General features: G+C 67.7%; 22 protein-coding genes. 15 read left to right on the plus strand and 7 right to left on the minus strand.

Annotated elements, in window-relative coordinates:
- The first annotated feature begins 54 nt into the window (after positions 1–54).
- From ACIBTM_RS39400 to ACIBTM_RS39460, 13 genes are all read left to right on the plus strand, one after another.
- Positions 55–309 (plus strand): hypothetical protein, encoded by a 255-nt coding sequence (locus tag ACIBTM_RS39400; RefSeq protein ID WP_395882238.1) that lies wholly within the window; start codon positions 55–57, stop codon positions 307–309.
- Positions 306–884, plus strand: coding sequence for a hypothetical protein (locus tag ACIBTM_RS39405; protein WP_395882239.1), 579 nt, complete (start codon positions 306–308; stop codon positions 882–884). Before ACIBTM_RS39400 ends, ACIBTM_RS39405 begins: the two co-directional genes overlap by 4 nt.
- A complete protein-coding gene (locus tag ACIBTM_RS39410) occupies positions 856–1,506 on the plus strand; it encodes a hypothetical protein (protein WP_395882240.1) in 651 nt (216 codons plus the stop codon). Before ACIBTM_RS39405 ends, ACIBTM_RS39410 begins: the two co-directional genes overlap by 29 nt.
- On the plus strand, positions 1,503–2,420 hold the full coding sequence (locus ACIBTM_RS39415) for a hypothetical protein (protein WP_395882241.1): 918 nt from the start codon (positions 1,503–1,505) through the stop codon (positions 2,418–2,420). The genes ACIBTM_RS39410 and ACIBTM_RS39415 overlap by 4 nt, the downstream gene beginning before the upstream one ends.
- A gap of 32 nt (positions 2,421–2,452) precedes the next feature.
- The gene (locus tag ACIBTM_RS39420) at positions 2,453–2,968 is read left to right on the plus strand and encodes a hypothetical protein (RefSeq protein ID WP_395882242.1); all 516 of its coding nucleotides are present in this window, start codon (positions 2,453–2,455) and stop codon (positions 2,966–2,968) included.
- Positions 2,965–3,408 (plus strand): hypothetical protein, encoded by a 444-nt coding sequence (locus ACIBTM_RS39425; protein ID WP_395882243.1) that lies wholly within the window; start codon positions 2,965–2,967, stop codon positions 3,406–3,408. Before ACIBTM_RS39420 ends, ACIBTM_RS39425 begins: the two co-directional genes overlap by 4 nt.
- A 65-nt stretch (positions 3,409–3,473) precedes the next feature.
- Positions 3,474–3,668, plus strand: a complete 195-nt coding sequence (locus tag ACIBTM_RS39430; protein WP_395882244.1) for a hypothetical protein — start codon at positions 3,474–3,476, stop codon at positions 3,666–3,668.
- A gap of 13 nt (positions 3,669–3,681) precedes the next feature.
- Complete coding sequence (locus tag ACIBTM_RS39435) at positions 3,682–4,170, plus strand: hypothetical protein (protein ID WP_395882245.1); 489 nt, start codon at positions 3,682–3,684, stop codon at positions 4,168–4,170.
- The gene (locus ACIBTM_RS39440; protein WP_395882246.1) at positions 4,167–4,979 is read left to right on the plus strand and encodes a hypothetical protein; all 813 of its coding nucleotides are present in this window, start codon (positions 4,167–4,169) and stop codon (positions 4,977–4,979) included. Before ACIBTM_RS39435 ends, ACIBTM_RS39440 begins: the two co-directional genes overlap by 4 nt.
- A gap of 30 nt (positions 4,980–5,009) precedes the next feature.
- A complete protein-coding gene (locus ACIBTM_RS39445) occupies positions 5,010–5,366 on the plus strand; it encodes a hypothetical protein (protein ID WP_395882247.1) in 357 nt (118 codons plus the stop codon).
- The gene (locus tag ACIBTM_RS39450) at positions 5,363–5,707 is read left to right on the plus strand and encodes a hypothetical protein (RefSeq protein ID WP_395882248.1); all 345 of its coding nucleotides are present in this window, start codon (positions 5,363–5,365) and stop codon (positions 5,705–5,707) included. The genes ACIBTM_RS39445 and ACIBTM_RS39450 overlap by 4 nt, the downstream gene beginning before the upstream one ends.
- Positions 5,704–5,871 carry a hypothetical protein gene (locus ACIBTM_RS39455; protein WP_395882249.1) on the plus strand — a complete coding sequence of 56 codons (168 nt, stop codon included), beginning with the start codon at positions 5,704–5,706 and terminating at the stop codon, positions 5,869–5,871. Before ACIBTM_RS39450 ends, ACIBTM_RS39455 begins: the two co-directional genes overlap by 4 nt.
- 179 nt (positions 5,872–6,050) lie before the next feature.
- Positions 6,051–7,298, plus strand: a complete 1,248-nt coding sequence (locus tag ACIBTM_RS39460; protein ID WP_395882250.1) for a DNA/RNA helicase domain-containing protein — start codon at positions 6,051–6,053, stop codon at positions 7,296–7,298.
- A gap of 292 nt (positions 7,299–7,590) precedes the next feature.
- Here ACIBTM_RS39460 and ACIBTM_RS39465 read toward each other — a convergent pair whose 3' ends face one another.
- The 4 genes from ACIBTM_RS39465 to ACIBTM_RS39480 all read right to left on the minus strand — a co-directional run bounded on the left by ACIBTM_RS39465 (position 7,591) and on the right by ACIBTM_RS39480 (position 11,052).
- Complete coding sequence (locus ACIBTM_RS39465) at positions 7,591–8,508, minus strand: hypothetical protein (protein WP_395882251.1); 918 nt, start codon at positions 8,506–8,508, stop codon at positions 7,591–7,593.
- 283 nt (positions 8,509–8,791) lie between these two features.
- Complete coding sequence (locus tag ACIBTM_RS39470; RefSeq protein ID WP_395882252.1) at positions 8,792–9,280, minus strand: hypothetical protein; 489 nt, start codon at positions 9,278–9,280, stop codon at positions 8,792–8,794.
- A 117-nt stretch (positions 9,281–9,397) separates the two neighbouring features.
- On the minus strand, positions 9,398–10,543 hold the full coding sequence (locus tag ACIBTM_RS39475) for a hypothetical protein (protein ID WP_395882253.1): 1,146 nt from the start codon (positions 10,541–10,543) through the stop codon (positions 9,398–9,400).
- Positions 10,540–11,052, minus strand: a complete 513-nt coding sequence (locus ACIBTM_RS39480; protein WP_395882254.1) for a hypothetical protein — start codon at positions 11,050–11,052, stop codon at positions 10,540–10,542. Before ACIBTM_RS39480 ends, ACIBTM_RS39475 begins: the two co-directional genes overlap by 4 nt.
- 1,038 nt (positions 11,053–12,090) lie before the next feature.
- On the opposite strand from ACIBTM_RS39480, the gene ACIBTM_RS39485 reads away from it, so the two are divergent.
- Positions 12,091–12,669, plus strand: a complete 579-nt coding sequence (locus ACIBTM_RS39485) for a hypothetical protein (RefSeq protein WP_395882255.1) — start codon at positions 12,091–12,093, stop codon at positions 12,667–12,669.
- An 851-nt stretch (positions 12,670–13,520) separates the two neighbouring features.
- Here the strand turns inward: ACIBTM_RS39485 and ACIBTM_RS39490 are convergent.
- The 3 genes from ACIBTM_RS39490 to ACIBTM_RS39500 form a co-directional block, all read right to left on the minus strand.
- Positions 13,521–14,498 (minus strand): C40 family peptidase, encoded by a 978-nt coding sequence (locus ACIBTM_RS39490; RefSeq protein ID WP_395882256.1) that lies wholly within the window; start codon positions 14,496–14,498, stop codon positions 13,521–13,523.
- A 72-nt stretch (positions 14,499–14,570) separates the two neighbouring features.
- Positions 14,571–15,656, minus strand: a complete 1,086-nt coding sequence (locus tag ACIBTM_RS39495; RefSeq protein ID WP_395882257.1) for a replication-relaxation family protein — start codon at positions 15,654–15,656, stop codon at positions 14,571–14,573.
- Between the two features lie 133 nt (positions 15,657–15,789).
- On the minus strand, positions 15,790–18,348 hold the full coding sequence (locus ACIBTM_RS39500) for a type IV secretory system conjugative DNA transfer family protein (protein WP_395882258.1): 2,559 nt from the start codon (positions 18,346–18,348) through the stop codon (positions 15,790–15,792).
- A 232-nt stretch (positions 18,349–18,580) separates the two neighbouring features.
- On the opposite strand from ACIBTM_RS39500, the gene ACIBTM_RS39505 reads away from it, so the two are divergent.
- On the plus strand, positions 18,581–19,846 hold the full coding sequence (locus ACIBTM_RS39505; RefSeq protein WP_395882259.1) for a DUF6236 family protein: 1,266 nt from the start codon (positions 18,581–18,583) through the stop codon (positions 19,844–19,846).
- Positions 19,847–19,872: the final 26 nt, after the last annotated feature.

Consider the following 19,872-nt stretch of genomic DNA (forward strand, 5'->3'; position numbering starts at 1 on the left):
CTCCTCCATTTCCCGCCCCGCCCGGGCCCACACACCACCAGGAGATGACCACTGATGACCGACTCCACCATCGCCACCGTGGGCGAGCTGATCGCCGCCCTCGGCCACTACGACCCGGCCGCCCCGGTACGAATCGCCACACCACCGCCCTGCGAGGAGCCGATCTTCGACTCGCTGGAGTACCCGCTCGCGCAGGTCCTGTTCGCTCAGGGCGACACCAGTCAGCCCGTGGCGTGGCTCTGCGTAGGCGGCGGGCACGTTCAGTACCTTCCCGATCCCGTCGTCGACGCGTTGGGGTGGCCGCGATGATCACTGACGCGACACACAGCGACGCACCCGCCTCGCTGAGCGACCGCGTGATCACTGTCGCCCGCCTTCACCGCGCCATCGCGCCGCGCGCGTTCGCCGATCGCCACGGTGCCCGGTCGTCGTGGAATCGCCGCGCGATCACCACAAGCCATATCGCGGCCGCGCTCGGCGTCGGTGTCGATACCGTGCTCGTGCGGGACGACCCGGACCGCCACTACGGCACCGGCGCCACCGGTCGGCGAGGCCGGCGACTCGCGCGGTGGGGACCCGCGGTGCCTCGCAGTCCGGGGCACGGGCCGAGCAGCAGCCAGGACCACATCACGAACCCGGACAGGTCGGGAATGAAATACCAGCGGCGGCCGTCGCTGGTGACCTCGATCAAATCCCCCGGGGTGAGGCTCGGCGCCCACCTCGACGTCGGGGCCAAGCACCGCTTCCACTACACCGCACCTTTCGAATTCCACGGCGACCCCGCCCACCACCCGCACTGTCTCTACTCCGCACACGCGTCGGAACTCCGCGCGGGACAACGAAAGGGGCCCTGTCATGACAACGATTGCAGTCGCGACGGCTGACAAACCCGTACGCATCAGCAAAGAAGACCGGGTGGCCCTCGCCGCGATCGACGTCGCGACCGCGCTACCGGGCAAGTGGACGGTCGGCCGTGGCCGAGACCGAGACCAGGTCGCCGACGTCGTGTGCTTGGCCACCGGGGTCAGTGTCGGCTTCAAGCCGGTACCAGGACCGGGCGCGTGGCGCTACCGGCTCGTTCCCGGGGATCTCCCGCGAGAGCTTGACGACGCCTGGCTCTGGTACCGCCGAGACCCGTTCCCCGTTGCCACGTTCGCCGTCGGTGCTCCGGCCACCGAGGTCGCGGCCCACATCCACCAGCGGCTGATCCCGGCCTTCCATCAGTGGCTCGACCGCGCCCAGACCGCCCTACGCGAACGCCTCCAAGCCCAAACGCGCCAGTGCAAAGCTCAGCGCGAGATCGCCGACCAGTTGGAAAGCGCGTTCCCGCAGGCACCTCAGCCCGCCCGCATCTACTTCATGAGCGGCGACCTCGTGAGCATCACGCTGACCATGGCGGTCGACGACGCGCTGACTCGCATTCCCGCACTCGCACAGGCACTGCGTGCCGAGGACGCCACCACCGCCGCACCGTCCACATCGACGGAAACCCAGGAGACGACATGACCACGATCAATGCCAACCTCACACGCCTGCGCCCACGCGATCCGCGCAAAGCTTCCCGCGTTGAGGTCTTCCTCGGCACGGGCCCAGGCACCCAGTACGTCGGCTACCTTGAATCCGCATACCCGGACAGGACACCCGACCCCGCGACCATCGCCCTGCTACCCGTCGGACAGCAATTCCTGACCGCTACCACCGAGACCGACTTCTATACCGCACTGGACACCCTGGCCGAAGCGTGGTCGATGTGCGGCTTCGGGCCAGCGGTGTCGGGCTGCGACCACGACCTCGCGACATGGAGAACGTGGCGGCCCACGAACCTCCACGTGGGAGGTGCGTACACCTTTGACGGCGGGCGTGTGCTGTACCTGCCCGAAGGCGTCTTCAGCATCGACGACACCGAGAATGACTGGCACAGCATCACTCTTGACCACGAGCAGCCTCCGGCTCGCGGAGATACCACGCTTGCCGGGCGCGCTCGCGAGGCCTTCGACCAGGCCCGACGGCAAAACCCGGGCCTTGACTTCGGCCGCGATCCCGCCTACCTCCAGCGCGCCGCCCTCCGCCGCACGCTGGGCCGTGACGTGGCCGAGGAGTTCGGTGTGGCGAGGACGGCGGTGACGGTCACCGACGATCGCGACCGTCAGCACGGCGGGTGGAACTGGTTTCGGGTGACCATCACCGACGGCGGCACCGAGTACCGGTTGACCTGTTTCCACGGCACGGTGGACGACCTGCGTGCCCTCGGGCTGTGCCCGGAGTGCGGCGGCGAGGTACCGCTACTCGCGGCCAACGACCCTGCCGCGCTGGGCCACTACCTCGACGCACGGGCCACGGGCACTCCCGTGCCGTGCCCGCCCGGACTGACCTCCGGCGTCGGCCACACACCCGGCTGCCCCGTCCGCGAGGACCTCTGACCCAGCCCACCAGCCCCAGAAGGGACTTCGTGATGGTCACGCGCACCGACTTCTACCTCGGCACCGGACCGACCGCGCAATGGCAGGGTTCCCTGCAGTTCGCCTGCCACCCCGACAACCTCCTCAAAGTGCCCTACGGCCGGGCCGCATTGGCGGCGGTCGAGCCCGTTGCCTACCAGCACGCCGTGACAGCCCTGCTGGTGAGCTGGGCGTGGAAAGGACTCGGTGTCGCGCACAGACCCCACAACGGATGGCCATGGGAGTGGGAATCCAGCCACCACAACGACTGGATCATCACCTACCTCGACGGCGCCGCGCACATGACCGGTGGCGGCGGCGACCGCTGGCACCGCCTCGACCCCGACGACCCGCGCCCACCGTTGCGGTGTGGACCGCCGGACTTCGCGACGTGGCTGCGCGACCCCCGTGCGGCACCAGCGGTCCCGCTCCCGGTGTACCGCCTGCCCGATACACCTGCCGCCGATGAACGCCCGTCCTCCGACGCAACCCCACGATCCCAGAGTCCAGAAAGGACAGAGCGGAAATGACCACCTTCCTGCCTATTCCCCATGACCTCTACCGTCACGCCGAGCCCGAGGTGGGCGAGATTCTGCCCGCCCTGACCGGACGGGATAAACGGTACCGCCCGGTCGAGCGATTCGATCCGGACTGGGGTTACATCCTGACCGGTCGCGCGTCGACTGTCGCGGTGGTGTCCGCGCTGTACTGCGGCGAGCTCGACGTGCCCGAGCGCGCGTGGCCCGAGGTACTGCGCCTGTACTGCCCGGCCGCGTGGCGGATGCTCACCGAGGCGGGGATCTCGTTCGAAGAGTGGAACAGCGGCCGCTGCGAGGCGGGGTTGTGCAGCCGTGTCGGGGTTACCGCCAACACCGAACTTGGGGGCTACGCCGTGTTCGCGGTGATGGACGTTCCCGCCGCAGTGGCCGATGTCGTCGGCACGCTGGGTGTGATTCCCACCTTCAGCTGACCAAACCATTTTCCCTTGCACTACAGAAAGGGCGACACATCATGCTCGACAGGAAGAAGCGACTCATGTGGACAGTGCTGGCCGTGATGCTACCCGGGCCGTGGACCCCGGTGATCGTGCTGGCTTACCGCCTCGGCAGCGGCACCGAATCCGATCAGGGCGCCACCCACTACGGCGACTCTCCGCCGTATCCGCCGCCCGATCCGTATGCCTGTGTCCCGGCACCCGCCGACCGGGCTCCCTATGCGCAGTCACGATAAGGAGGACCTGGCGATGTCGAGCAACACCGACTTCTACCTCGGACGCGGCGAGGACGCCGAGTGGATCGGCTCCCTGCAAGGGGAGTGCTACCCCGAGAACTTCCTCGCCGTCCCGCTCGTGAGGCTGGCGATCACTGCGACCAACGAGGCCGCCTTCCGCACGGCCGTGGCCGACGCTTTCGACGTGTGGGAGGAGGAACGTCTCGGTCGTGCGTATCGGCGCGAGGGCGGCTGGCCGTGGCCGTGGTACTCCAGCCACAACAGCAGCTGGATCATCACCTTCGACTCCGGCGACGGCGCGGTATTCGCCACCGTGGGCGGCGGTGTCCGCTGGCACCGCCTCGACCCGCTCAACCCCTGGTTTCCGGAAGAGGACGACTCGCTCGGCCCGCCCGATTTGTACGCGTGGCTGCGTGATCCGGCCGCGCCACCGTCGGTGCCGATGCCGTTGATGCGGGAGAAACCCGCCGACCTGCCCATCATTGGCGGTGGCACCCAATGAGTAGCACAACGCACGACTTCTACCTCGGACGTGGTCCGGATGCCGACTGGCTCGGATCCGTTCGCCTCGGTACCCGGAGTGGCCGCTGGCTCGACGAGATCCGGCGAGCCCGGTCCGCGGGCGGGTACATCACCCTTGTCGCGCTCTTCCTGCGCACCGCCGAGATCCACGAGGCCGGCGAGGTGACGCTCGGAAACGGTGAGTGGCCGTGGCCTTGGCCCACCAGCCACGGCACCGACTACGTGTACGCCTTCGACACTGACGCGGTGTGGACCGCGAGACGGGGTGACCGGTGGTCGCTGCGCGCCGACGAGTACATCCCACCCGGACCCGACGAGACACCATTGGAATTCCCGTACATGCGCGATATCTGTGGCTACACCGGGATCGACGTCGCCGACACCACCGCCCGCCGCTACGGCCCGCTGTTGGGCGACACCTACCGTCACGACCTGCCCCAGCTCGGACAGCGGATCCTGACCGATCTCACCGGACCACCCGGCCCGGGTGAACCCACCGCCCTCACCGAACTGCGGGCTCAGCTGCCGCCGCACCTGCGCTACGCCGTCACCGCCGACGAGACGGCGGTGGAGCTGGGGTTCGAGGTCTTCGGCTACCGCGACGGCGACCCCGCCGCCGCAGCCACCGCACAGGCGCTCACTCAGCTACCGGCCCTCTACGGCTGGACCGATCCCTCTGGCGGGCCGCCCCGCTTCAGCGTGCGCGTGCTCGTCGCCGACGACGACCGCCACGCCACGCACCCGGTGCTGACCGACCCCCGCGCCCGCGCCGTGTTCACCGCCAACTGATCACCGACAACCTTGAAACGAGGACACACCATGTCGTCACAGACCACGCCCGCCGACCCGGCCGCCGCGCCAGAGGCGGGTAAGCCACGCAGCGCCGCCGAGCATTACGCCGCCGCCGAGGCCCTGTTCGCGCGCGCCCGCGCGATGCATCCGAAACTCAGCTGGTATCCGGCTGACCAGAACGAGTACAAGCGCTGCTTCGACTGGGCACGCATGCACCTGCGCCTCGCCGAGGCCGTCACCGCAGGAGCTGGACTGGTCCTCGCGTACCGCCATCTTCTCGCGAACCCCGGTGCCCGTCTGCACGACACGCACGTCGGTGCCGAGGCGCGGTCGTGGGACGAGTACCTCGAAGGCCAGCATGACCCGACTGGGAGGCCCGCATGACCGCCCCGCTGTGGTTGCGGCCTCGTGGGCCGTTACAGCCGTCCTGCCCGCGTTGCCACGTCAAGATCGGCCACGTCCATCACGAGTGGTGTTCTGTGGCGCGCTGCCTGGCCACCGGAGGACAGCGCACGGGCCACGACGAAGCGTGCCCATGCACGGAGGACATCTGGTCCGGGCGATGGCCCGGAGCGGCCGAATGCTTCGAGTTCGGCTGGACCTACGGGGACGACGGGCTCCCCGACCTCAACCGCCTGATGGCCACCGCCACCTGGGATCCCGTCGCGCACCGCTGGATCCAGCCCCTCCATCAGAACACGACTGTCGAAGAAGAGTCACGATGACCGCACCCACCAACGCGCCGGTCCGGGCGGAGGAGTACCGAGCCAGCTTTCCCGCCGTGATCGAACCCGCCCGCCATCACGGGCTGTGGGTGCGTCCCCGGCTGCGCCGGGACGTCGCCGAAGCGGTGTGTCTTCCAGGCCGTCTCGGAGAAATCCGAGGGTGAGGTACAGGGCCCGTCCCGGTTTCAGCGGCGAGCGGGCCGCCACAAGCAGCGAGCGCTTGGAGGCGGCGGTTGCGCGACCTGGTGCCGCTCGCCCCAAGCGCACCTCCAGGCACGAACAAAGCCGGAGCCTTGAGACCCTGGCACCCGTACGTCCCGCAGCGAGGAGGACCGTAACCGTCATGTCGAACGCCGGAACACCCTCGCGCTCCGCGGCGCCCACTCTGTTCGACCTCGCGGCTCGCTCGCTCACCCATGCCGACGTGTTCGCCCCTTCAGACGATCAGCGCGCCGTCCTAGGCCAGGTGCGACAGCTCCTCGCCGACGAGGACAGACGGACGGCCGTGGTGATGGTCGCCGGAGCCGCAGGCACGGGCAAGAGCGCCCTCGCGCTGACTCTGCTCGGCGAGGCGGTGCGTGCCGGCTACCGGGTTCGGCACGCCACTGGCTCGCAGGCGTTCACCACCGCACTGCGGAAGACCGTCGGACATGGCTCCCGCGCCACCCAAAAGCTCTTCCAGTACTTCGGCACCGCCACCGACATCGAATCCGACGGGTTGGATGTGCTGGTGTGCGATGACGCGCACCAGCTGCGGGCTACCTCGAACACCCGCTACACGCCCGCCTCGCGTCGCAGCGATCGCACCCAAGCCGCGCAGCTGCTCGAGACCGCTCGCGTCGTGGTGTTCCTTCTCGACGAGGACCAGGCGATTCGCCCTGGCCAGATCGGCACCCGCGACTATCTCGTGACGGCCGCCCAGGCCAGCGGTGCCACCGTGCACTGCGCTGAGCTGACGAGCCAGCACCGCCACCGCAGCGCACACTACGACAGTTGGGTCCGTCGCCTGCTCGGTCTCGACGCCCCACCCCGGAAGCCGACCCCATGGAACCGGGAACAGCCCGTGCCGCGGTTCGAGCTGCGGGTGGTCGACAGCCCCGGCGAGCTGGAGCAGCTGCTGCGGGCGAAGAGCGAGCTCGGGGCGAGCGCCCGGATCACGGCAGGGTTGTGCTGGCCGTGGAGCGACGCGAGGCCTGGAAATCCGCTGGTCGAGGACATTGTGATCGGCGATTGGCAGCGCCCGTGGTGTGTGAAGGGCCAGCGCGTGGTCAACGGCCTTCCACCCTCGCCGCTGTGGGCGATCGATCCCGCGGGTGCCGGCCAGGTCGGCTGCGTCTATAGCGCGCAAGGCTTCGAGTACGACTATGGCGGCGTCATCCTCGGCCCCGATCTCGTGTGGCGCGAAGACCGGTGGGTTACCGATCTCGCCGCCATCCGCGACGACGCCCTCGACGGCGCGGCAGCGGCCGACGTCGACTTGTGGGTGCGTCGCACCTACCGCGTGCTGCTCACCCGCGCCACGGCGGGGACCGTGCTCTATTCCACCGACGCCGAAACCCGCGCCCTGCTGCACGACCTGATCGCCGCATAATCGGCACGGCCCGCCGCCATCAGGGCAGGGGACTGAACGACGTATCGTGCCCCAGCCTCCGCTGCCATGGCGGGCGGGGCACGATGGCTGCGCGAGGCAGGCAGGCTTGGGTCGGCGCGCCATTCCATGCTGAACGGTGCGGGTCCATCGCCAGCTCCAGCCGTGGCATCGGTGATCTACCCGCTAGCTGGCCCAGCGCACCCCGATTGGTTTAGGCGAAAAGCCGCGCGCGGGACCGATGATCCCAAGGGAATGGGGTGACGGTCCTGCGCGCGGCCCAGGCGGGCGGAGGTCAGGCTTTCAATGCGGGCTCGGTGGTGTCGCTGGTTGCCGAGACGTCGGTCTTGTCCGGGTTGATGGCGAATTGCTTCGGTGCTTCGCAGGTTTTGATCGCGTACTTGTCGGTGACGAGCTTCTCCAGGGCGTTATTGACCGCCCCGCCCGAACGCCCGAGGTCCTTGCCGATTTTGGCGGGCCCGAAGCTCTCGCCCGGGTGGTCGGTCAGGTATTCCTCGACCAGGGCCCGCAGACCGCCCTTGGGTAGACGGCCCCCGCCTATGGCGGCAGTGTTGGTGCCCGCAGGCGGTTCTGCTGCAGATGGCTCGGTTCCGGTTGCGCTGTCAGCCGGATCCTCCGATGTGGTGTCGGGCAACGGACTGGTGCCGTTCTCGACATCGGGGGCAGTGGTCGACTCTGCCTCGTCGTTGGTGGTGTCTGTGCGGGCGGACTCCGGGGCATCAGTGGCCGAATCGTTGGTGGTCACCTGCCCCGCCGTGGTATTCGCGGTGGTCGCGCCGTCGGCGCCGGAGTCGGACTCGTGTGTTGTCTCGGTGTCATCGGCGGTGTCGCTCGCCGTGGTGTCCGGTCGCATGTGCTCGGTGCCGGGTGCGTCGGTGTCACGGACCGACGGGGCGAGCGTCCACGTGTCGGGATTGCGCGGGCCGTCTCCGGCGGTGCGGATCGCGGTGCCGTCGTGGCCCCAACGGGCCAGGATCTTCGCGGCGGTCGAACGGCCGACTCCGGCGGCCATCGCCAGTGCGGCGGTCGTGGCCCCAGGGTTGGCGGCCAATGCGTCCCGCACCTTGTCTTCCGTGGTGGGCGCGTTCTGTGGACCGGGGGCGTCGGCCACGGCATGCTGGCGGTCGCCGTCGATGGCGATGGCGGTGTCGCGGGTCGGGGTGGTGCCGGGGTTGCGGTTCTTACGGGACATGACGAACTCCCTGCGTTGGTATGGAATGGGATGGTCATGCCCCAGCCGGGGCGTTGGGCCCGCCGGTGCGCATCCGGTGGTTCGGGCTACATGTCTATGGACGCTTCGTCACCACGCCATTGTCAAGCGATCCGTCAAACAAGACATGCGTCTCATGTGGACACGTCGTGTGTTTAGTGTTTGCGCCATACAACGGGCCACGTGTGGCCGTAGCCGGCAATCCACTGCGGGGCACGGCTCGTGCTTGCCGCGCCCCGCAGTGGGGTGTTGTCTCTCAGGGGCCTTACACGTGGTGGAGAGGTGCTTCCGCGGGTTCGGGCTGGGACAGCGTGCCCCAGAGTCCGATGGCGCCGACGCCTTCAGCGTAGACGGTACCGCTCTTGTGGACGGCCTGGATGACCACGAGGTACCGCAGCTGGTAGGGGTCGCTGGTGAACCGGTTGTAGTGGCTCGCGAGTGCGAACGCCGACTGGAAGACGTTCCGCGTCACGTCCATGGTCGGGACGTCGGCGGTGCCGTGATCGCTGTGGGGCAGCCCGGTGATCGTGATGCGGATCTGGCTTTGCGGACCGGATTCGTCCACCGTGACCGTGAACTCCGCGTCGGCGTGGATCATGTCGTCGTCCTGGACGGCGACGAGGTCCTCGCGAATGCGGGCGGCGATGTCCTGAAGCGGCAGCTCGGCGGTCCTGTCGTGGAGGTTGCCGATGATCGTCACGGGCGTGGGAGCTGGATCGGTCGCCGAGGTGCCGATGCTTTCAGTGGTGGTCATGTTGATGGTTCCCTTTCCCTTTGTTGGTAAGCGCCTGCGGTGCAGAGCGTCTGGTGTGGACAGTCGCGGAAGCTCCCCGCCACAGCGGCTGCGAAGGGGCGTTGGCGGTGTCCCGGGTCAGCGGCGTAGGACATTGACGCGGTCGCCGCCGATGAGGGGTTTGTCTTCCGGTCCGGCGAGGTGGTCGGCGATCCAGATGGGGCAGTGGTCGCCCCGGCTGGGGTAGTACTGGTTGCGCCAGTGGCCGCGCACGATCCAGCTGTGGCGGTATTCGCGGGTGCTCTTGCCGGAGGTGTCGCCGCTGTGGTCTGTGGGCGCGGTGCGGGCGCGCCGGAGGTCGACGAGCCGAACGTCCTGATTGAGGGTGGGGTCGTAGCGTTCGATGCGGCGGCGGGCGGCGCGGGGCGCGGTGGTGCGTTCGGACTGCACGAGGGTCTGGCCCATCAGCAGCCAGGTGGCGAGGATGGTGCGCTGCAGGGCGATCTGGGCGTCGATATCGGCGGCGGAAGTACCTTCGGTCAGGGCGCTGGGCCAGCCCTTCATATCGGTGAACGTCATGGGCGTGAGGCCGCACCATTCGTAGCCGTGCGAAGGGGAGAAACTCGGCGGAATCGGTGCGCGTTCGGCATTGCGCAGAAACGTGGCCAGGATGTGCTTGGCGCCGAGGTCGACGGCATCGTCGTGGCTGGCGGGCTTGTTGCCCGGTGCGGGTAGTGGCAGGTTCAGCGCGGCGGCTTTCCGCATCTGGGACAGGGCGTAGTCGCGGGGCAGGTGGGCGAGCCTGCGTCCGACGTCGACCGCAAGCGGTTCGGGGTCGGGGACGGTTCCCCAGCTCTGCACCCACACACCGCCGCGCCCTGGACCCCACGAGACCAGCGATACGGCGTCGTGCCGCGCTGAGGCGGTTCCCTCGACGGGCGGGTGCTCGTACACCATCAGCCCCACGGGGGCGGGCAGGTCTTCGGGGTGAAGGCGGTAGTCGGCCAGGGTGGTCGCGGCGTGGCTCGCGAGGTCGGTCAGGTTGGCGGAGACGTAGAACAGCTCGGCGGCGGGGATCTGGGCGCTGAGCGTGTCCGCGATCGTGGCGCCGACGTCGTCCAGAGGCGGGAACGCGGGTTCGCCCGCCGTGTCCTCGGGCCGAGGGCCGACGAAGAACCGGAACCAGTTGCCCGCGCCGTCCGAACCGGGATCCCGTGCCCATTCGGTCATCCGTGCCCGGATCTCGGGCACGTCGCGCGCCGTGACGGCCGCCACGGAGGTCACCGACCCAGCTCGACGGCGAGCTTCGCCAGCGCGGTCTCGACGTTCCGCCACATCCACGACGACGCGCCGGGATGATCGGTCATGTACGCCAGCATGTGCGGCACAGGGGCCGGGGTGTCGTCGCGTGTCAGCGCGGCAAGCGCGTCAGGATGGCGCTGACACAGGGCGCCGACCGCCTCCGGGGCCACGGGATACCACAGATCCCGGATCTCGTAGCGGCCATCGTCCCCAGGCTGGATCACACGCGGCTGGGGTTCCTCCGAGTCGCCCCATGGGTCATCGTGGACTTCCAGCATGTCCCCGTGCCAGGTGAAGCGGTATTGGGCGGTGCCGTAGAACGCTTCCAGATGGATCCCGATCCAGCGCGCGACAGCGGGGCGACACCGCAACCCGACCTCGACGTCGTTGTCCGGGTTGTGCAGGACGGGGAACCGGGTCTGGTCCTCGATGAGACCGGGTGGTGTCTCGTCAGCGGGGATAATGCCGGGGAATGCCGGTTTGTACGGCATCGCCACCCACACCTCGCCCTCCGGCAACACCGGAAGTACTGCGGTACAGCCGGAAACGGCAGCGCGTATTCCGTCCATAAGAGACACATCCCTTCGGCGACATGGTGCGCGGTCCGCGCTATGGCACGTCCAGGGACGCTCCGTCGCGTCGGGATGTCAAGCCGGATATAGGTTTTGACTCGATCCACGGCGCGATGCCACCGGATCGTTTGGTTCCCCTTGGCAGAGGACGCGCCTCGGCCAAAGTCGTACGGAGCCGGCCGGTGCCCGTGAACGGATTTCTCGTCCGCGCGATGTGGCACTGCCCGCCGCGGGCGACGATTTGGTCCCTGCTTTCCTGGCAGTGGAGCCTGCCCGATGCTGGCGAGGCGGCGAAGGGGAAGTGCGCGCTGCCCACGTGCTCGACGACGGACAAGCTGCAATTCGCCGATGGGACTGCCATCGCACCCTAGCTGCGGCCGTCGCTGCGGCGACCAAGGGCAAACTGGCAGACGGCTGGACGACGTGGAAGCGTATGGACGACAATCGCGCGCTATCTGAGTTGCGTGACGAACGCCACGCTTGTGCAGGTGGTACGTCCTGAATACGGGGCGCCGCTGTACGTTCCGCTCCTTATTTGAGGAGGTGTGCTGCGCTAGGTCCTGTTAGGCCAGATGGCGGATTTGTACTCCGCTGGAGCTTCCCCGAGTCGGCTCGTGAAGCCGTCGCTAGTTGATCATTCACCCAGTTGGCCCCTGTTGAGTATCTAACGTGTTGTGTTGAATTCACATGGAGTGCAACCACTCACCAGGGGAGGGTGAAGGTGGCGGTAATTTTCCGCGTCGGGGTAAGTCTGCCTTCGGTAAGTCGTCCTACTTCTGGTCGTCCGAGATGTAGTGACTAAGGAGTCCAACTGCTGTGCGCTTGTCAGATTGGAAGTTAGTTGCAGCCGTAGCGGTAACCACCTTGCTTAGCGTTCCGCAAGTCGCAACAGCGGATGCGAGTTCGAGCTCGGATTGGAAGCCGGGCGAGACTATCTCGGCTTCGCAGTCTCAGAAAATGATCGCTGAATTCGTAAACGGTATCGCTGATAGGCATGGTATTCAGATAAACCCTGCCGACTATGAAGTCTTCTCCCAGAAGGGAGAGGTCTCGATTCGTGCAAAGAAGCAATCTGAAGTCGCGGCGGCATACCGTTCCGGCGGGCCTGTTCCCGAAGCGGCATCAATGATCGCTGGCGACGGTGCGAGATCTGAAGCTGCCATGCTTGGCTTTAACGTTGCTCCGCCGTCGTCTGCCGAGGTTTCAAAGGCGAGAGATCGGGTTTCTCTGGGAATTCAGGCCGAGCCGAACTGGTTTCCAGTCGAGTGTTTCCGGCGCGTTGTTTGGGTGGAGCCGGATCCGGATGGAGTGGTAGGCGATACTGTAGTTGGTTGGCAGGACGCCTGCACGCAGTTGGGATGGTTGCCGCCGACGGCGGGCCGGGGAAACTGGATCTTCCGTATGTGGCAAACGTGCGCCACTCAGCAGAATCGTAAGATATTCACCCTGACAGGATGCGGGGTGCAGAACCTTATTACCTCGCCAGATGCCAGGTGGGTCGACTGGAGCCCGCGCTCCGAGTTGCCCGTCGGGTAGTGTAAGACAATTTCCTACGGAGTTGCGGTCGGGCCGATTACTGGCTCGTGGAGTTATCCGGCGTGCGATACGATCAAGGTTGATAAATGGAACCCACAGGTCTACTTGAAGGCGTGGTGGTCTGGTCGGGCGTGGGGCAAAACCCGAGCATCGGAATTGGTCTTCTCGTTCACGGCGCCAGAGGGTACAGGCGTGTCAGGCGATCCTCGTATCACAATGGGGTGGGCTCCTTGTACGCATACCGGTCTCGGGGATAAGTGTAACGATACCCAGTAGTATTTGGGTATTTCCTGCTTGCTAAGATGGAGTACTCGGCAAGTGAGGTGGTTGAGGTGAAGGAAGTAAGATCAGCTTTTTTCGGCTGGATGCTAGTCGGCCTTGTGGCGATTGGGACTGCCTCGTGTGCGTCCCATGGCGCCCCGCTTCCTTCACGGTCGCCTATCTCGCGAGCGGAGGCTGAAAATCTGCTTAATCAGGCCATCGACCTGGCACAAGGAAAAAACTATGACCGCTTGTGCCAGGTCGTAGCCGCAGCTGAGCAGAATTGCCGCGCTCAGCTTGAGAGCGCGGCTCGGTCGAACCAGCAGCCTGGCCTCGAGCGCCCGAAGGTGGTTGCATTCTGGCACTTTGACGAGGCGAGTGGCCCCACTGCAGTTTTGCGGCTAGAAGGCCGCCGCGCGGACGACGCAGCTTACGCAAGTGACTTCGCCGTTATCCGCACGGAAGGGGTGAAACTCGGCAGTCTGACTGCGCCGTACTGGATCGGAAGCAAATACGTCGGAAGTGGTCAGCCGGCCCCCGTGACCTCGACATCAAATTCAAGTGGCTGACCGAGTTCCACCTGGCTTTGATTAGCGCGCGGGTCGTGTGGCGCCCGCATAGTCGTCGCCGGGGTGGCGGTAGTTATCGATTTGCACTGGCTGGCCGAAGGTCGGGGCGTTCAGCATTTTCCCGTTCCCGATGTAGAGCCCTACGTGCCGAATTTTTGAGGGTGGGCCGTAGAAGACGAGGTCGCCCGGCAGCAGAGACCCGTCGGGCACTCGTGGTCCGGCGTGGTACTGGGTGTGCGCGGTGCGCGGGAGTGAGATCCCGGCGGCGTCGTAGGCGGCTTTGGTCAGGCCTGAGCAGTCGAATCCCGCGTCGCCGTTCTGTGGGCCATCGCCACCCCAGACGTACGGCAGCCCTCGTTGCCCGCACGCGTAGTTGATCGCGGTCATCGCGGTAGCGTTTGGTGCCTTGATGTTGTTGCAGTCACCGGTTCCGGTCATCGGTGGCGCAGGCTGGCAGCGTATCCCGGACACAGCGGCGGCGACGATCGCGCGCGCTTTGTCCTCGTGCTGGGCGTAGGCGTTGGGAAATCCTGAGCCTTGCACGGTTTGGGCGGCGTCGTTGACGCTCATGGTCTGCCAGTTCGGTGTGGCGGTGAGGTGTTCGAAGAACTTCGTCGCCGCGTAGGTCGGTGTGGTGATCTGCTGCGCGGTGCCCCAGCCCATCGAGGGGCGTTGCTGGAAAAGTCCGAGGGAGTCACGGTCGCCATAATTCAGGTTGCGGAGCTTCGATTCCTGTAGTGCGGCGGCGATCGCGACCACCCAGCCCGGTTCGGGAACACCCATCTGTTTGCCGACCGCGACGATGGTGGCGGCGTTGCTCATCTGCTCGGCGGTCAGGCCCGGCGCGGTGCCGGTCGCTGTCCCATCGGGCGTACAGATCAGCGAACTCGTGTCGCTGCCGCCGAACAGGGCGCTGCCGATGCCGGCGACGCCGGCGCCTACGAGCAGCGGGATGGCAAGGACGACTGCGGCAACGGCGACCCCTAGTTTGCTTCCCATTGGCTGGATCGCGCTCCTTTCACGGCGGCGGGCGGCGACGAGACTCGGTGTGTGGGTTGGCGCCGCCCGGGGTCAGTGCTCTCCGCGTGCGACGCGGTTCGGCGTGGCTCGCGGCGGGATCGGGCTCGGTGGTGGCAGGCGGTACGGCGATGCGGCCGCGGCGTCACCGGCCTCGCCCTCTGGGGCTTCGCCGCTAGGGCTGGCCGGCGGCGCCAGGCCGGGCCAGGCATCGGCGAGGTCGGCGAGGCTGTAGCGCGGACCTGCGCGGCCGGGGCGTGCTGAGGTCAGCGGCAGCCAGATCGCCTCGGCTGGGCTCGGATGCGGCGTGCCGGGGTCGAGCAGGTCGGCCGCCGAGGTGGCCACCGGCACTGAACGGGGGTCGTCGAGTCCGGCGTGCACGCGGGCCAGGGCGCTGTGGGCTCCGGCTTCGCGGCGGGTGGTGGGCAGCCACACCAGCACCGGGGTGGCGATGCCGGTGGACTCGGCCAGCCGTGCGTACCCGGCCAGCTTCCGGCCGACCTTGGTCAGGGATTCGGTGCCGGTGTCGAACTCGAGGAACCATTCCACCTCCCGGACAGCGGCATCGGAATGTGTGCGCCAGCGGCCGTATCCGTCGGGGATGACGAGGTCGCCGAAGTGACGGGCGCAGCGGGATTCCGACCACCACACCGCCAACGCATCACCCGCCCGGCTGTGGCGGGTGCGGGCGATCAGGGACGTGAAGAAGTCGTTCACGCCGACGGTGTGGGCGAGGCGTTGGTTGTGGGCGATGCTCATGGCGCGGTCGTGCCGGTAGCCGAGGTCCTTGACCTCCAGACCGTGCTCGGCGGCGAGCACGGTCGCCCCGGCGGGGCCGAGGACGTAGTGCATTGGGGCGGACCCGAGCTGCCTGAAGGGTTGAAACCGCGACACCGCCCGCCAGCGGTGGAGATCGAGCAGGCGCTGGCGGGTGGAGCGGCCGGAGGGGAACGCGGCGTCCTGGATCTGGAGGCTGGTCAGAACCCGGTGTTCATGTAGTAGTGCCAGCAGCCATTTGTCGCGGGCGGTGAGGCGGGAGGCGAGCATGGCCTGGTGCTCGACCGAGCTCGCGGCGCGGGCGGTGTGACGCCCGGGCAGATGACCCCGCAAGGTGTGCTGGCGAGTAGTGGTCGTGATCAACGAACGGCTCCCCTTGATTGTCAACAGGCTGTGGACAAGTGCTGTGGGCAAAGACCGACACTGGATCCGGCCACGAGCTGAGTAACGGCGGCTGTTTTCTTGTGGCGAGAGAGAAAACTCGTGTGGCGGGTGCCTAGGGGCGGGTGCGGCGCGGGTCGGTCCTGGGCGGCCGGACCGGGGGAACTGGGTGCCCGGTCGGCTTTGTGGCTGCCGTCGCTGGGTTTCCGGCGTGGGATGCTGGGCCACTGGTGGTGTTGTGCGCGCGGCGCTGGGCGCGGAGCGCGGCCCGGATTTCCCGGGCTCGTCCGGGGATCGGGGCGGGCAGCGGTGCGGTGGTCATGGTGAAGGGTTCGGTTTCCTCGCCGTGCACGACCAGGCGCGCGGCGGCGTGGTAGACGCCCAGGTGTGACAGGTCGTGTTCGGAGAGCCGGGGTGTGGTGTGGCGGGCGAGTTCGCGGGCGTCTTCGGGGGAGGAGGAGTAGATGATTTTGTTGCGGGCGTTGGTGGAGAGGCCTTCCTTCAGTTCTCTCGACAGCTGACCGAGGTGCTGGTGGGCGAGGATGAATCCGTTCCGGAACGCGCGGGACTCGGCCAGCATGTCTTCCATGGGGTAGGGGAGATGCAGGAAGTTGTGGCATTCGTCGATCACGGTGTGCGCGTCGGGACGCAGGCGCTGCGGGACGCGGGCGCGGGCGGTGGTGGCCTGCCAGGTGCGGGCCACGACCAGCGACCCAACCAGCCGTGTCGTTTCTTCCCCCAGGGAGCCTTTGGGGATGCGCACGAGGCAGATCCCGCCCTCGTCGAGCACCTGGGACATGTCCACTGTGGAGCGCCCGCCGGCGATGGCTTCCTTCACGAACGGGCGCAGCAGGAACGCGCGGAGTTTGTTCATCAGCGGCGAGATCACCTGAGAGCGACTGGATTCGGTGAGTTCGTCGTACCACTCCCAGAACCCGCGCAGCACGGGGTCGGTGAGGCCGGTGGTGATACGGGAGCGGAATGCTTCGCTGGTCAAGAGTTTCGGGAGGTCGGCCAGGGTCGGTACGGCCTCTTGGGCGCGCAGGGTGAGACAGGCGGCGCGCATGAGGTCGTCGGTGCGCGGCCCCCAGAACGCGCTATACACGCGGCGGAAGACGGAGACGAGGTTGTCGACCTCGCGGTCGGTTTCCCCACCTTCTAACGGGTTGAGGATGGGCGGGCGGTGCCGGGAGTCGGCGTCGAACAGCACCACCCGCTCGGCCGCGCTGCGGGGGAGCCGGTTGAGGATGTCGGTGACCAGGTCGCCTTTCGGGTCGATCAGGACGACGCCGCGCTGGTTGTCGATGTCGTCGAGGATGATCTGGCCGAGCAGGGTGGACTTACCGGAGCCGGTCGGCCCGACCAGGTGCAGGTGGTAGCGGGCGTCCGCGAGCCGCAGACCGACCGGGCGGGCGTGGCCGGTGTCGGACTGTCCCAGCGGCATCACCCCCGGCCCCGGGGCAGGGATGCCGGGTGGCGGGGCGACGGCTTTGGCTCCGGCGCGTTCGACGCCCGGGATCTCGGCGTCGGTCGGCAGATGCGCGAGCGCCGCGAGTTCCGGTACTGAGAGCAGGTCGCCGCGGCCGAGGCGCCGCTCGGCGAGCGCGCGGGCCGGGTGATGGAGGCGGGTGCGGGTGTAGTGGTTGTGGTCGGTGTAGGCGGCGAACGCGGCGGCCAGCGCGTGCGCCCGCCCACGCGCCACGTCGCGCGCCTGGCGCATCAGGTCGTCGGCCGCATTGGCGGGGAGATCGGTGGCTACGGCGTACCGGATCACTGTCTCGTACTGGGATCCTCGCTGTTTCCCGACGATCGCCTTGTTCTGTGCCGAATATTCGAGCGACAGCTGCGGATCCTGGCTGATCCGCCGCGAGTCCGAGGTCCGGCGAGGGCGGCTGGCGCTGACGCCTGGGGATAGCGCGTCGAGGATCCGGCCCCCGAGACGTCCAGAGGCACCATGGTGGACCCGACGGGCGGCGCGGCGAGCCTGGGCCACGCGGCGGCCGGTGACCGGGCGGGCGAGGATCTGCACGCAGGCCCGCTCGTCCCGGCCGAGCCCGACCGGCGCGCCCAAGAGCCCGCGGATCGGGTCGGCGTCGAACCCGGTGCGGATCGGGAGAGCCTCGGACCGGGCGAGGCGCAGCTGACCGCCGACGGTGATCCGCCGGCGCCCGGCCGCCACGGTCGGGAAGGGTGAGGTGGCCGGTGTGGTGCGGGTGTGGGCGCCGGGCCAGGCGGCCTCGACCGCGCGTTCCACCAGCGACGGTGGGATGACGCCGGGGACCCAGAACTGCACGGTGACGCCGTGCTCGCCGAACACGTACTCCATCGCCAGATGCGGCTGCCCGGCCCAGAACCGCCGCCAGGTGGGGCGTAAGAGTCCGACGAGGTTGGACCAAACCGCGGCCCCGCCGGCGGGATCGACGGTGGGCGGGGCGAGCACGGTGATCCGGCGAGCATCGGCCAGCAGCGCGGTGTGGCGGCGAGTACGCCACCAGTGCCGTACTACGACCGCGCCCGTCAGGGCCACGGCCAGGGCCGGGACGGCGACTGGCCCCCAGGTCAGCGCCCAGTCGCCTGCGGCGGTGAGCAGGCGACCGGTGACGCCGCCGGGGTCGCGCAGATAGTCAGTCACCCAGGTCTGCGTCATCGGTATTGCCGCAGCGTGCTCAGCCATGGTGGAACTCCCGCCAGCAAATCCTTTGAGGACAAGAGAAAAATCGCGAGTTACGCGGAGCCCGGGTCCCCCAGGGGCGAGTCGATCTGTCCCGCGTCGCTCGGTCTCTCCGGCGCCGTCGACCACTCGGTATCGCCACATGGCAGGTCTTTTGGCACACCTGGTCGAGTGACCGTGAACTCCCGTTGAGCCCGCTATAGTGCTCGAACGCGAGGTTGACGAGGGGCGTCCAGTGGACTCGATCGCTTTGTACTACCCGTATATCCACGTCCGCGACGACACGTGGCTGAAGTACGCGGCTCTGTACTGGCCCAAGCTGGCCAGGCTGCGGCCTCGCGACTATCCGACGTTCGACTCCCCGGTAGCGCGCGCCCTGCGGAACGACGCGAGATGGCTGACTGACATCGAGCCGCCACGATGGGCGGCCACTCAGGTCGCCCCTCCGTTTCTCGAGCTGATCAATACCCGTACGCAGGACCTGCGGGACAGTTTCGGGCTCCACCAGATCGGGCAGTGGGGGCACGGTGCCGACACCACCATCGGCTACCTCGATCACAGCAACGTCGCGGGGCCGCCGGTGTTCTATGGCTCGGCGGGCGGCGCGCCGCGATCGGGGCCAGGTGTGGGGCCGCGAAGGAGAGTGTCGGCACCCCGATTGGATCCCCGGTTGGGATACATCCACGCCGACAAGATTTTTCCTGGCATGGTCGAAGCCGCGACGAACGCCGGACTTGCGATCCTTCAGGAGGGACATGGGGGAACCTGGGTCGGGATGCACCCAGAGTTGGCATCCGTCTATACCTGCGCCTTGATCGAGCGCATCGCGATCGAGGACCACCTGCATCCGGTCACTGATCAAACCCTGCCCCACTCCGCAGAATCGGGCTGGACCCTCGACCGCCTGATGCAAACGCTTACAGACAAGGAAGGCGTCGGCGCAGTCGACACACAGACCCCACGTGACCTGCTGGACGCCTTCGTCTTCCTTGCGTTCGAGACCGTCGTTCCCGCTGACCTCCACCGTGTGCCGATCGACAAGATCATCGAAGTTCGCTCGCGGTTCGGCACGGAACTCGACGCGTTCCGCGTCTACGTGACTCAGCAGGTCGAGCGGCTCGCCGAACTCCAAGATATTCGCGACCTGCCCGTCTTCTACGAATACCTGCAGACCGAGGTGCAGCGCACTGTCAGCGGGCAGTTGGAGCAGTTGCGGGAGCGGCTGCGCAGCGTCGGTCTGGAGTCCGCGCGAGCACTGGTCAACGTCAAGTCGGTCGCCCTGCCCCCGCTGGCCGCGGCGGCGGCTGGCGCCGTCGGGCTCTCGCCGGCGATCACCGGGCCGGCGGCGCTGGCCGCCTGCGTGGTTACCGCGCCTACTCAGTGGCGTCGGCAACGTCGGGAAGCCATCCGGGAGTCGCCGGTTGGGTACCTGTTCCGAATCAATCAGGAACTCAATCCTGTCAAGCTGATCGAGCGGCTTCGGCGGGTGTGGCCAACGTGACCGGCGGCGTCGCGAACCTCGGGACC

It is taken from the genome of Amycolatopsis sp. NPDC049868 (assembly GCF_044461365.1).
Classification (GTDB): domain Bacteria; phylum Actinomycetota; class Actinomycetes; order Mycobacteriales; family Pseudonocardiaceae; genus Amycolatopsis.